This window comes from Haliea sp. E1-2-M8 (assembly GCF_030649675.1).
Taxonomy (GTDB): domain Bacteria; phylum Pseudomonadota; class Gammaproteobacteria; order Pseudomonadales; family Halieaceae; genus Haliea.
Map to the genome: position 1 here is coordinate 25,814 of NZ_JAUTDR010000004.1, position 12,290 is coordinate 38,103.

A 12,290-nucleotide genomic window follows, 5' to 3' on the forward strand; every position below is an offset into this window, starting at 1 on the left:
GCAGCCTACACGGCGTGATTCTTATTAGAAAATAATATATGGAGATGAGCTGATAGAAACTGGTTATAAGTTGCATGTCAATCCTGACCCCACCGCTGGCGCTGCCAGTCAGGGCGCGCCGGCCGCCCCTGTCGCGGTCGCCAGCACTTCCGACACGGTCGCCAGCCGCAGGCCCTGAGCCTCCAGGGTCGGCAGCACGTCCCGCAGGTAGGCGATGGTTTCCGGGTAGGGGTGGCCGATCGCGACCCCGAGGCCCTCCCGCCGAGCTCGCTCTATAACTACCGCAAAGCGTTCGGCGATCGCCTCCCGGCGGGGAACGTTGTCGAGGAAGACCTGGCGCGACAGGTGCGGCAGGCCGGCCTCCGCAGCGACCGTGGCCGCAATGGTATCCTTGTTGGTGCGGGAATCGACGAAGTACAGGTTCTGTTCCGCCAGCAGCGTCATCAACCATTGCATCTGTTTGCGCTGCCCGGTCAGCTCGCTGCCCATATGGTTGTTGACGCCCACCGCGTGGGGCACGCCCGCCAGGGCCCGCTGCAGGGTGGTGCGGAACTCCGCTTCCGACAGCTCCGCAGTCAGCGCGCCCGGCCCCAGCGGCTGCTGGCCCAGGGCGCTCATGGGGGCGTGCAGCAGAACCTCTTTGCCGGCGCGGTGCGCCTGCCTGGCCAGATGGCGGGCGTGGGTGGTATGGGGCAGTACGGCGACGCTGATCCGGCCGGGCAAGCCGATGGTGGCCTCGCCCTCGGTCAAGCCGTTGCCCAGGTCGTCAATGATGATGACCAGGGTCGCAATATCCCCGTAGGAGCCCGCTCCATCCCTGTGGGAGCCCGCTCCGCGGGCGATTGGGTCCGGGGCCGTAGCGCGCAGGGACTGCGCTCCTACATGAGAGTTGGAGCCCGCTCCATCCCTGTGGGAGCCCGCTCCGCGGGCGATTGGGTCCGGGGCCGTATCGCGCAGAGACTGCGCTCCTACAGGAGAGTTGGAGCCCGCTGGATCGCGCAGGGACTGCGCTCCTACAGGAGAGTTGGAGCCCGCTCCATCCCTGTGGGAGCCCGCTCCGCGGGCGATTATGTCCGGGGCTGGATCGCGCAGGGACTGCGCTCCCACAGCAGATGAGGCTCCCACAGCAGACGAGGCTCCCACAGCAGACGAGGCTCCCACAGCAGACGAGGCTCCCACTGCCACAGGGTTGTCTCCGAAAAACGCCTCGCGGGCCTCGAACGGCTGCATCGCCGCGGCCGCCAGGGGCAGGCACAGCGCAAGTAGCAGCCAGCGCATGCGGTCAGCCGCCGCTGCTGTCCGCTGGGACCTTTGCTGTCGGCCCGCGCTCGCGCATACCCAGGATATGCACCCCCTTGAGCAGGGTGAGCGCTTCGTAAAGCTGGTTGTCGGTACCAAGCAGGCCGTCCGAGACTTGCGGCGCCCGAGGTTTGTCGCCGTTGACGTTTTCCAGACGCCGGGCCAGATCGGCTTCGCTGAGCTGGCGGGAGGTGTCGTAGGCAGTGACCTGGGCGCGCTCGACAGTGATGTCCGGGGCGATGCCGGCGGCCTGGATAGAGCGCCCGCCAGGGGTGAAGTACAGCGCCGTGGTCAGTTTCACCGCGCGCGACTCGGAAATCGGCATCACCGTCTGCACCGAGCCTTTACCGAAGCTGGCGGTGCCCATGATCACCGCGCGCTTGTGGTCCTGCAGTGCGCCGGCGACAATTTCCGAGGCGCTGGCGGAGCCACCGTTGATCAACACCACGATGGGCGTGCCGTCACTGGCATCCCCCGGGTCTGCCGAATAGCGCATGTCGGAGTTTGTCAGCCGGCCCTCGGTATAGACTACCAGCTCGCCGTCGAGGAACAGCCCGGCCACATCCACACTCGCGCCCAGGATGCCGCCCGGGTTGTTGCGCAGGTCGAGAACCAGCCCCTTGAGTTCCTCCTTGTCCAGCAGGCGCTTGAGGGCGTCGCCGACATCCTGGCCGGTGCGGTTCTGGAACTGCGCGACGCGAATATAGCCAAAGCCGGGCTCGAGAAAGCGCTCGCGCACGCTGGCCACGGTGATGGTGTCGCGAGTGAGGGTGAGGTCAAAGGGCTGGGGGTCGCCGGGGCGGCCGATCTGCAGTTTGATGGGGCTGCCCTTGGGACCGCGCATCAGTTCAATAGCCTCGTTCAGGGACATGCCCTTGACCGGTTTGTCGTCCAGTCTGAGGATCACATCCCCGGTCATCAGGCCCGCCTCGGCGGCCGGTGAGCCGTCGATGGGTGCGATGATCTTGACGTAGCCGTCCTCCATGCCGACCTCCAGCCCGAGGCCACTGAATTCGCCGCTGGTGTTGGTCTGCAGGTCCTCGAATGCGTCCTTGCTCAGGTAGGCGGAGTGCGGATCGAGGTTCATCAGCATGCCCTGGATGGCGTATTCCAGCAGGGTGCTGTCGTCAACCTCCTCCACGTAGCCCAGCCGGATCTGGTTGAAGACATCGGCAAAAGTGCGCAGTTCGTCCAGCGGCAGGCGCCCCTCTTCACTCTCCTGTGAGAGCGCCGGTGGTGCGACCAGGGCGAGAGCCAGCAGGGCCGCTTTCAGGCCCGGAAAGGGGAAAGACACTGTGTGCATGAGTACCGCCATCGGCGCTGTCGCCATTGCCAGGTTGAGTGCGCAAGTGTAACCCTGTCAGCGGCACCAAACCACTGGATCCACGGGTTTGCCGTCCTTGCGAATCTCGAAATACAGACCGGCCTGGTCCAGCCCGCCGCTGTTGCCGACGGTGCTGATCGGGGTGCCGGGTGCGACCCACTGCCCCACCTCTTTGAGCAGGCTCTGGTTGTGCGCATACAGGCTCATGTAGCCGTCGCCGTGATCCAGGATCAGGAGCAGGCCCGAGCCGCGCAGCCAATCGGCATAGACCACCCTGCCGTGGTGAATGGCGCGGACCGCGGTACCTTCGTCCGCGGCCAGGTTTATACCGTGCCAACGCATGCCGCCGGCGCCGCGGCTGGAGCCAAAGCTGTTGCCGCGACGGCCGTCGACCGGCCAGGCGAGTGTCCCCCTGGTACTGGCGAACGGCTGGTAGCTCTCCGGGAGCTGCAGTTCGACCATTGCCTGTTCGATGGCCTGCAGCAGCTCTTCCAGTTCCTGCCGGTCGCGCTGCAGCTGCGCCAACTCTTCATCCTGACTGCTGATGCTGGCCGCCAGGGCGGCGATAAGCTGCTCCCGCTCCTGGCGCGAGGCAAGGACTTCCCGCTGCTGCGCTTCCAGGGTGGCCTGCTGCGCCAGCAGCTCGGCAGCGGCGGTTTCGCTCTGCGCGCGCACCGCCGCCAGTTCCTCCAGGGTGGTGCGATATTCTGCCACCAGGTTATTGCGGGCATGGAAAAAATAGCGGTAGTAAGCCATCGCCCGGGCCACGGTATGCGGGCTTTCCTGGTTCAACAGTACTTTCAGGGTGCCCTGCTGCCCCATCTGCCATGCCGCGCGCAGTTCCGTGCCAATGCGCACCTGCTGGGCATCGCGGGCCTGCTCCAGTTCCAGCTGACGTTCTCCCAGAGTCTCGAGCTCTGCCTCGGTGGCGGCGATCGCCGCGAGATTCGCACTGATCTCCTGCTGCAGCTGGCCCAGACGCAGCTCGGCGGACCGCAGCTGCTCCTGCTGGTCGCTCAACTGGGTGCGGGCGCTGGCCAGTTCCCGGCTGACCAGCTCGATCTGCTGCTGCAACTGCTCCAGCTCAGCCCGCGCCTGCTCCTCCTCGGTCTGCGCTCCGGCGCCACCTCCTGGCAGCAGGCCGGCGGCGCAGAGGAGAATCCAGAACAGGCCTGCGCTGGCACGCGAGCGCGGCATCGGCGTCAGTCCCGGCAGCTGACCAGGCTGTGGCCCGTCATTTCCCGCGGCTGTGGCAACTGCATCAGGGTCAGCAGGCTGGGGGCGATATCCGCGAGGATGCCGCCCGCAGGATCCAGCTGGCAGTCGTGCCGGCCGATGTAGACCAGGGGTACATGCTCCGTGGTGTGCTGGGTGTGGAGCTGGCCGGATTCGTAGTCCTGCATTTGTTCACAGTTGCCATGATCGGCGGTGACCAGGGCCTGGCCGCCGACCTCCAGCAAGGCCGCCTCCACCCGGCCGAGGCAATGGTCCAGAGTCTCCACGGCTTTTACCGCGGCCTCGAATATACCGGAGTGTCCGACCATGTCACCGTTGGCGTAGTTGCAGACGATCAGGTCGTATTCGCCTGAACGGATGGCGGCGACCAGTTCATCGGTGACCTCCGGCGCGCTCATTTCCGGTTTCAGGTCGTAGGTGGCGACGTCGGGTGAGGGCACCATGATGCGTTTCTCCCCGGGAAATGTGTCCTCCCGGCCACCGCTGAAGAAAAAGGTGACGTGAGCGTATTTCTCGGTCTCCGCCAGCCGCAGCTGGGTCTTGCCCTGCTGTGCCAGCCAGTCGCCGAGGACGTTGTCGACGCTGTCCGGGGGGAAGGCGCAGGCGGCGTCGATATCGGCGGCATATTCGGTGGTGGTCACGAAGCCGGCCAGGGCCGGGCGCCGGCGTCGCTCGAAGTCGCTGAAGCCGGGATCGGTGAAGGCGCGGGTCAGCTGCCGTGCCCGGTCGGCACGGAAGTTCATGAACAGTACGGCATCCCCATCCCCGACCAATGCGGGCTCCTGCCCGGGCGCGGCGACAATCGTGGGCAGAACGAACTCGTCGTTCTCGTCCCGGGCATAGGCGGCCTCCAGTGCTTCCAGCGCGCTCGCGGCACGATAGTCTGCCGCGCCTTCGGTCAGCATCCGCCAGGCCAGTTCGATGCGGTCCCAGCGGTTGTCCCGGTCCATGGCGTAGTAGCGGCCGACGATGCTGGCAACCCGGCCGCAGCCAAGCTCGGTAAACACGGCCTCGGCCTGGCGCAGGGACTCGGCGGCGCTGCGCGGCGGCGTATCGCGGCCGTCGAGGAAGGCGTGCAGGTAAACCCGCGTGGCGCCCCGCGCCGCCGCCAGCCTGATTGCGGCAAATATCTGCTGCTCATGGCTGTGGACACCGCCCGGGGACAGCAGCCCGAACAGGTGCACCGCGCCGCCGCCGGCGACTGCCCGGTCGACGGCGGCGGTATAGGCGGGGTTGCGGTTGAAGCTGCCATCGGCGATGGCCTGGTCGATCTTGGTAATGCTCTGATAGATGACCCGCCCCGAACCCAGGCTCATGTGCCCCACCTCGGAGTTGCCCATCTGGCCCTCGGGTAGCCCCACATCCAGGCCAGATCCGGACACCAGGGTGTGCGGCGCCTCGGCCCAGAGCCGGTCCCAGACCGGGGTGTTGGCCTGGGCAATGGCGTTGTCGCGGGGATCCTCGCGGTGGCCCCAGCCATCCAGCACAATCAGGACGGTGGGCGTCTTGGGGGTTTCGCTCATGGGCAATCCAGCAGTCTGTGGGTTGGCGTTGGGCCGCAGCGGCGCATTTTACCCCTTCCGGCCGGTGATCGCATCGTTGCCTGCCTGCGAGCTTGAGATCAACAGTTGGTAATCAGGGGCAAAGGTCGTATATTTTGCCTGTCCGTTGCTTCCCCAGGGTTTGACCCCGTAGCCAGCATGTATTGAAGGAGACCAACGTGGCCATCAGCAAAACTCAGGCAGCCAAACTTCTTGCCTCCGCGGAGATGGAGGTTTTCAACGCCAGCAGGGCTCCCGCCATCACGCAGCTTAGCGCTGCCCGCCTGGCCGGCAAGGTCAAGCGCGCCCGAACCTTGCGCGACAAACAACGCGATCTGCTCCAGCGTCAGACGCTCGCGACCCGGGAGCGGACCGGGACCAAGGGCGGTGTCAGTGGCAGTGCCAATGACCGCACGGCGAAAAAGGTCGAGATCCTGGAAGAGATCCTGCAGCGCTTCAGCGATCGCCTGGAGAAGGTACAGGCGGCTGCGGCCCGCGCTGCTGCGAAGCAGGGCCCTGGCAAGGCCCCCGCCGGAAAGAAGGTTGTGCCCAGGCGCTCACCGGGCAGCTAAGGAGGAGAGCGCCCTCCGGGCTCTGGTCCGGGCTCCCGGGCGACCTCGTGCCCGCGGCGTTAGCTGGCGTGATCAGGACTCCCAGATGACGCCGCCCTGCTTCGCCCAGCCCGCCAGTGCACTGCCATGCCGATGCACAGCAGTACCAGCGGCTGGGGCAGATTGCTGCCCATGACACAGGCCTGGTCGATACCGGAGAACGCGACGAACCTGCCTTCAATCGGCGCCGGCGCCACATACTTGCCTTTTTCGGTCTTGAAGATTTCCTTGACCCGGCCGATGATCTTCAGGCGCCCCTGCTCATCTATCTCGCCTTTGTCACCGGTATGGAGCCAGCCGTCGTCGGTGAGGTCTTCCCGGGTTTTCCCGGGATCCTTGTAGTATCCCACCATGTTCGCCACGCTGCGCACCAGGATCTCGCCGCTGCCCGCGATGCGGCACTCCACGCCATCGTGGTTGGTACCGACCCGGCCGATGCGCTGGTCACCGACGCGGGTGGCATGGGACCAGGCCATGTTTTCAGTCATGCCGTAGACTTCGAGAATCTCGAGCCCGATTTTCCGGAACCACTCAATGACCTCGGGTGACAGGGCTGACGCCCCCGACAGGGCAATACGACATTCATCCAGACCCATCGCGCCCAAAATCTTTTTTTGCACCATGCGGTTCAGCAGCGGGACCTTGAGCAGCATTTCCAGCTTGCGCGGGGGTAGTGCCTGGCTGGCCTTCTGGTAAAATTTGGTCCAGATTCTCGGGACGGCGAAGAACAGCGTGGGGCGTGCCCGTTTGATGTCCTCGGCGAAAGTCTCCAGGGATTCGGCGAAGTAAACTGTCTGGCCGACATAGAGCATCGCCAATTCCACGGCCACTCGCTCCGCGACGTGGGACAGGGGAAGGTAGGAGATCATCCGGTCCCGGTGGCTGATGTCGTAGACATCCGGCAGTTTCTCCCCCATGAGAGTCAGCGTGCCGAAGCTGTGCATGACGCCCTTGGGCGTTCCGGTCGTGCCGGAGGTGTAGATGATGGTTGCCAGATCCCCGGCGGTCGGTTTCGCGGTATCGGCAAGGTCCAGGGCCGAGGTGGCGGCTATTGCGTCCGCCCAGCTGGGGTAGTCCTTCAGCGCACTGGCTGGCGCCAGCGAGAGGGCGATTTTCGGAATCGAATCGGGTACCCCCTGCCGGGCCTCGTCCCAGGTATCGAGCTTGCCGACGAACAGCAGCCGGCTTTCCGAGTGCTCCATGATCTGGCGTACTGTGGTGGAGGTCAGGTTCGGATACAGCGGGACACTCACATGCCCCGCCGCCCAGATCGCCAGGTCGGCCAGGATCCATTCCGCACAGTTCTTCGACATCAGCGCCCAGCTGTGCTGCTGTAGCCTGCCGCCGCCGAGCGGCTGAACCATGGCGACATCGGCGGAGAGGCTCTGGACCTTCTCGAAAAAGGCCTCCAGGGGTCCGGCGCCGCCGGGATGGTTGCCTGCGTTCATTGCGGCCTCCTGTCGGGCACGGGGCCCGCTCTTATGTGTAGTTAGTTTGGTCGCCCGCCCGCGGGACCGCAAGGCGCGGCCGGCAAGGCGCGGCCGGCAAGACGCGGTCGGCAAGACGCGGGCTGGCTGCCTGTAGTGGAAGCCTGTATACTTGCGCCCTTTTCCGAGCTGCCTCCGGTCGCAGGGTTGCAGCCCTGTGCCGGTAGTCGTACCTGTCCCAATTCGTGAAGGTGAGAGCAAAGCCCAACCATGGCCCTGTTTCTGGAATTTTTTGCGCAGCAGTGGGTGCTGTTCACCGCGCTGCTGGCCGTTGTTGTCATGCTTGTGCTGCACGAGACGCGCAAGGCCGGGCCCTCCCTGACCCCGCAGCAGGCGATCACCCTGGCGAATGCGGAAGACGGCGTCTTTGTCGACCTGCGCGATGCGGGGGAATACAAGACAGGGCATATTGTCGACGCGGTACACATCCCCGCCACCAAACTCGGCGCGCGCATCGATGAACTGGGCAAGTACAAGCAGCGCCCGGTGATCCTGGTGTGCAAAATGGGCCAGACTGCCGGTGCCGCCAGCAAGCAGCTCAAGGCCGCGGGCTTTGAAAAGGTCTACAAGATGGGCGGCGGCATGATGGAGTGGGGCAACCTGCAGTTGCCCACCGTCAAATAGGGCCTCAGCCGGCATGAGCTCAAACGTCACTCTCTATACCACGCGCTTTTGCCCCTACTGTGTTGCGGCCAAGCAGCTGCTTAAAAGCAAGCAAGTGGAATTCACCGAAATTGCCGTTGATGGCGACCGCGAAAAACGTGCCGAGCTGACGCGCCTGAGCGGGCAGCACACGGTTCCCCAGATTTGGATAGGAGACGTCCATGTCGGCGGATACGACGAGCTGGCGGCGCTGGACCGGCAGGGCCGCCTCGACGCTTTACTGACAGCGGCGCAACAGGCGCCAACCCGATAACGCAACCAATGGAGGACGGCTCGATGGCCGACGAACAAGCACCAGCAGCAGGAACCGCACAGGACCAGGTGCAGCAGCAGTTTGCAATGCAGCGCATCTACACCAAGGACGTGTCTTTTGAGTCCCCGGCCAGCCCCGATGTGTTCCGCAAACAGTGGCAGCCCAAGGTCAATGTGGATCTGAACACCAAGAGTGACCGGGTCGACGAGCAAGGCAACTTCGAGGTGGTGCTGACCATAACCGTGACCGCCAAACTGGAAGAAGAAACAGCGTTTCTGGTGGAAGTCCAGCAGGCGGGTATTTTCATGATTACCGGTATCGAAGGCGACAACCTGCGCCGGGTACTGGCAACCGCGGCTCCCACCATCCTCTTCCCCTACGCCCGCGAGAATCTCGACTCCCTCTGCGTCAAGGGCGGCTTCCCGCCGATCATGCTGGCGCCGGTCAATTTCGACGGGCTCTACCAGCAGGCGGTGGCCCAGTCCCAGGAGCAAGCCGGAGCGCAGGCCGCAGATGCACCGGCGGGCGAGCAGGACGTCAGCCACTGAGACTGACTTTCAGGCTGGTCTAGAAGGGGCTTCGGCCCCTTTTTTCGTTTTGGCTCTCCGTGGTTTTGGTGCCCAGGGTCGTCGCCCGGAGGTACTGGCAGGGGCCGGCCGGACACGCCGTGAACCCATCCATGGGGGCTCGGATGCGACATCCCTGTCGCATACGGTCCGGCCAACCCCTGCCAGTCCCTCCGGGCTGGGTGGGGCAGTACCTCCGGGCGCAGCGCGCTACTTCAACCCCGGAAACCCCAACTGACGCAATGCTTCATAGCAAAGTATGGCGGCCGCATTGCTGAGGTTCAGGCTGCGGCTGTTTTCCTGCATGGGGATGCGCACGACTTGCTCCGGCGGCAGGGAGTCGAGCAGGGTTGTGGGCAATCCGCGGGTTTCCGGGCCCAGCAGGATGGCGTCGTCGGCGCGGTAGGCGACTTCGTGATAGGGCGTGCTGCCCCGGGTGCTGACTGCGAGCAGTCTGGATTCTGGCAACGCCGCCAGCAGGCTCGCCATGTCCGGGTGCACCTTGACCGGGGCAAATTCACGGTAGTCCAGCCCCGCCCGGCGCAGGCGTTTGTCGTCCAGGGCGAATCCCAGTGGCTCAACCAGGTGCAGCTGGCAGCCGGTGTTGGCGCAGAGGCGGATGATGTTGCCGGTGTTGGGGGGAATCTCCGGCTGGTACAGGACGATATTCAGCATGGGCGGATTATCGGGGCATCCGCTCCCCGGGGGAAGCGCGGTGGCGCCTTCAATCCCTCATGTCGAGGTCTTTCATCTTCCGGGTCAGGGTGTTGCGCCCCCAGCCCAGTAGTTCCGCTGCTTCGCGCTTGCGGCCCTGGGTGTGCTCCAGAGCCACTTCGATCATCGCCCGTTCAAACAGCGGCACCGCCTGGCGCAGTATGTGGTGTTTGCCCTGCACCAGTTGGTTACGGGCCCAATGGCATAACAGTTCGTCCCACTGGGTAGATGCCCCTGTCGTGGCGGGCGCGGTAACCTTGCCCAGCTCCGGTGGCAGGTCCCGCTGGTGGATTTCCCGCCCCGATGCCATGACGGTGAGCCAGCGGCAGGTGTTCTCCAGCTGGCGCACGTTGCCGGGCCAGGACAGGGTGGTAAGAAAACGCTCGGTCTCCGGGAGCAGGATCTTGGGTTCGCCGCCCAGCTCCTCGGCGGCCTTGCGGAAAAAGAATTTCATCAGCCGGGGGATGTCCTCGCGCCGTTCAGCCAGGCGCGGGATGTGGATGCGGATGACATTCAGGCGATGGAACAGGTCCTCGCGGAAATCCCCCTTCTGTACCCGGTCCTCAAGGTCCTGGTGGGTGGCGGCGATAATACGCACGTCCACCTTGACCGGGGTGTGGCCGCCGACCCGGTAGAACTCGCCGTCCGCCAGCACCCGCAGCAGCCGGGTCTGGGTCTCCGCCGGCATGTCGCCAATTTCATCCAGGAACAGGGTGCCGCCATTGGCCTGCTCGAAGCGGCCCTCGCGCTTGCTGTTGGCGCCGGTGAAGGCGCCCTTCTCGTGCCCGAACAGCTCGGATTCCATTAGGTCCCGGGGAATGGCCGCCATGTTCAGGGCGATGAAAGGCTGCTGGGCGCGCGGGCTGTGGCGGTGCAGCGCCCGCGCGACCAGCTCCTTGCCGGTTCCCGACTCGCCGTTGATGAGCACCGTGATATTGCTTTGGGCGAGCCTGCCGATGGCCCGGAAGACCTCCTGCATGGCCGGCGCCTCGCCAATAATCTCGGTCTCCGGCAGGGATTCCGGGAGCGCCATTTCGCCGCGTTTTTCCCGGGCCTGAGCCAGTGCACGCTCGGTGATGGCGACCACTTCGTCGATGTCGAAGGGTTTGGGCAGGTATTCGAAGGCGCCGCGCTGGTAGGAGGCGACCGCGCTGTCCAGGTCGGAGTGGGCGGTGGTGATGATGACCGGCAGCTCCGGGTACTCCTGGTTGATTCGCGACAGCAGGTCGAGGCCATCGATGCCGGGCATGCGGATGTCGCTGATAATCACATCGGGCTGTTCCGAAGCCATGCGCTCCAGCATCTGGTCGCCGTCGGCGAAACTCTCATTGTCGATGCCGGCCTGGCTGAGGGCGCGTTCCAGCACCCAGCGAATGGAGCTGTCGTCGTCGACAATCCAGACTTTAGCGTGTCTCTGCATGACTTGGTTCCATGGGTAGGTAGAGGGTGAACCGGGTGGTGCCCGGTTCGCTGGCGCACTCCAGCAGGCCGCCATGGCGATTGACGATGGATTGGGCGATGGACAGGCCCAGCCCGGTACCGTCCGGGCGGCCTGTGACCATGGGCATGAAGATGGCCTGCTGCAGCTCCTGGGGTATCCCCGGGCCGTTGTCGATGATGTCCACGCGGCACACCAGCCGGTGGCGCAGGCCGCTGATGGTGAACTGGCGCTGGGAGCGGGTGCGCAAAAGTATCTGGCAGGTCCCGGGTTCCGGCGCCGCCTGCAGGGCGTTGCGCATGATGTTGAGCACCGCCTGGATCAGCTGGGACCGGTCCGCGGGCAGTGTCGGCAGGCTGGGGTCGTAGTCGCGGCTGATAGTGACCTTGTTGTCGACCTCCGCGGAGATCAGGTTGCGCACATGTTCCAGGATCTCATGGATGTTGGACTGTTCAATGACCAGCCGGTGGTTGGGCCCAAGCAGGCGGTCCACCAGGTCCCGCAGGCGGTCCGCTTCGCGAATGATGATGCGGGTGTACTCCACCAGCTCTTCGTTGGGCAACTCCTTGGCCAGCAGTTGCGCCGCGCCGCGGACCCCGCCGAGGGGGTTCTTGATTTCGTGGGCGAGGCCGCGAATCACCGCCCGGGTTGTTTCCTGGGCGTGCAGCATATTCTCTTCCCGGCTGATCCGCTGCAGCCGATCCACCGGAATCAGCTCCAGCAGGAGGTTCTCCCCGTTCTCCCCCGTCATCGCGGTAACGATCAGGTCAATCTGGATTTGCTGTCCGGTGTGCGTGGTCAGGTTCAGGCCGCGGCGCGCCAGGGTGGCCCGGGTGTCCCTGGCCTGCTCCAGTGTCTGCAGGAATTCCCGCGACTGCAGCACCAGCTGGCGCGCGTGCGCGCCCAGGGTCCGGGTGGCGGATGCCTCCAGCAACACCTCCGCCGCGGAGTTGATCGAGAGTACGCAAAGATCCGCATCCAGGGCGACGATGCCGGTGCTGATGTGTTCCAGAATGTCGGGTGTGTGCAGCATGTCTGCCCCATGATCGACCGCGGTAGCGCGGCATGCCCTTTGCCGAAGCAAGAACCAAGCCAGATTCCGATACCGTCGTGATTCCCGGATAGAACCCGCTTTCAAGGCTGTTACCGGCCAGGGGC

Annotated in this window: 12 protein-coding genes; 4 read left to right on the plus strand and 8 right to left on the minus strand. The window is 65.0% G+C overall.

Annotated features, from left to right (window positions below; translation table 11 throughout):
- Positions 1-108: 108 nt before the first annotated feature.
- From Q6D67_RS04310 to gpmI, 4 genes are read right to left on the minus strand one after another with little or no spacing between them, the layout of a single operon-like run.
- Positions 109-1,278, minus strand: a complete 1,170-nt coding sequence (locus Q6D67_RS04310; RefSeq protein WP_304704351.1) for a divergent polysaccharide deacetylase family protein — start codon at positions 1,276-1,278, stop codon at positions 109-111.
- 4 nt (positions 1,279-1,282) lie between these two features.
- Positions 1,283-2,602 (minus strand): S41 family peptidase, encoded by a 1,320-nt coding sequence (locus Q6D67_RS04315; protein ID WP_304704352.1) that lies wholly within the window; start codon positions 2,600-2,602, stop codon positions 1,283-1,285.
- A gap of 57 nt (positions 2,603-2,659) precedes the next feature.
- Positions 2,660-3,820, minus strand: coding sequence for a murein hydrolase activator EnvC (locus Q6D67_RS04320; protein WP_304704353.1), 1,161 nt, complete (start codon positions 3,818-3,820; stop codon positions 2,660-2,662).
- Between the two features lie 5 nt (positions 3,821-3,825).
- Positions 3,826-5,382 (minus strand): 2,3-bisphosphoglycerate-independent phosphoglycerate mutase, encoded by a 1,557-nt coding sequence (gene gpmI / locus Q6D67_RS04325; protein WP_304704354.1) that lies wholly within the window; start codon positions 5,380-5,382, stop codon positions 3,826-3,828.
- Between the two features lie 197 nt (positions 5,383-5,579).
- Between gpmI and Q6D67_RS04330 the strand changes: the two genes are divergently transcribed.
- Positions 5,580-5,972 carry a hypothetical protein gene (locus Q6D67_RS04330; RefSeq protein ID WP_304704355.1) on the plus strand — a complete coding sequence of 131 codons (393 nt, stop codon included), beginning with the start codon at positions 5,580-5,582 and terminating at the stop codon, positions 5,970-5,972.
- A 59-nt stretch (positions 5,973-6,031) separates the two neighbouring features.
- On the opposite strand, the gene Q6D67_RS04335 is transcribed toward Q6D67_RS04330, so the two are convergent.
- Entirely contained in the window at positions 6,032-7,459 is a 1,428-nt protein-coding gene (locus Q6D67_RS04335; protein WP_304704356.1) for an AMP-binding protein, read from the minus strand.
- Positions 7,460-7,708: 249 nt separating this feature from the next.
- Between Q6D67_RS04335 and Q6D67_RS04340 the strand changes: the two genes are divergently transcribed.
- Genes Q6D67_RS04340 through secB form a run of 3 tightly spaced genes read left to right on the plus strand, consistent with a single transcriptional unit; the run spans position 7,709 to position 8,962 of the window.
- On the plus strand, positions 7,709-8,122 hold the full coding sequence (locus Q6D67_RS04340) for a rhodanese-like domain-containing protein (protein WP_304704357.1): 414 nt from the start codon (positions 7,709-7,711) through the stop codon (positions 8,120-8,122).
- Between the two features lie 13 nt (positions 8,123-8,135).
- Positions 8,136-8,414, plus strand: a complete 279-nt coding sequence (gene grxC / locus Q6D67_RS04345) for a glutaredoxin 3 (RefSeq protein WP_304704358.1) — start codon at positions 8,136-8,138, stop codon at positions 8,412-8,414.
- Between the two features lie 23 nt (positions 8,415-8,437).
- The gene (secB, locus tag Q6D67_RS04350) at positions 8,438-8,962 is read left to right on the plus strand and encodes a protein-export chaperone SecB (RefSeq protein ID WP_304704359.1); all 525 of its coding nucleotides are present in this window, start codon (positions 8,438-8,440) and stop codon (positions 8,960-8,962) included.
- Positions 8,963-9,190: 228 nt separating this feature from the next.
- Here secB and trmL read toward each other — a convergent pair whose 3' ends face one another.
- From trmL to glnL, 3 genes are read right to left on the minus strand one after another with little or no spacing between them, the layout of a single operon-like run.
- Positions 9,191-9,655, minus strand: coding sequence for a tRNA (uridine(34)/cytosine(34)/5-carboxymethylaminomethyluridine(34)-2'-O)-methyltransferase TrmL (trmL, locus tag Q6D67_RS04355; RefSeq protein ID WP_304704360.1), 465 nt, complete (start codon positions 9,653-9,655; stop codon positions 9,191-9,193).
- A 49-nt stretch (positions 9,656-9,704) separates the two neighbouring features.
- Positions 9,705-11,114: a nitrogen regulation protein NR(I) gene (glnG, locus tag Q6D67_RS04360; protein WP_304704361.1), complete on the minus strand. Its 1,410-nt coding sequence runs from the start codon at positions 11,112-11,114 to the stop codon at positions 9,705-9,707.
- Positions 11,098-12,165, minus strand: coding sequence for a nitrogen regulation protein NR(II) (glnL, locus tag Q6D67_RS04365; protein WP_304704362.1), 1,068 nt, complete (start codon positions 12,163-12,165; stop codon positions 11,098-11,100). The genes glnG and glnL overlap by 17 nt, the downstream gene beginning before the upstream one ends.
- Between the last annotated feature and the right edge of the window lie 125 nt (positions 12,166-12,290).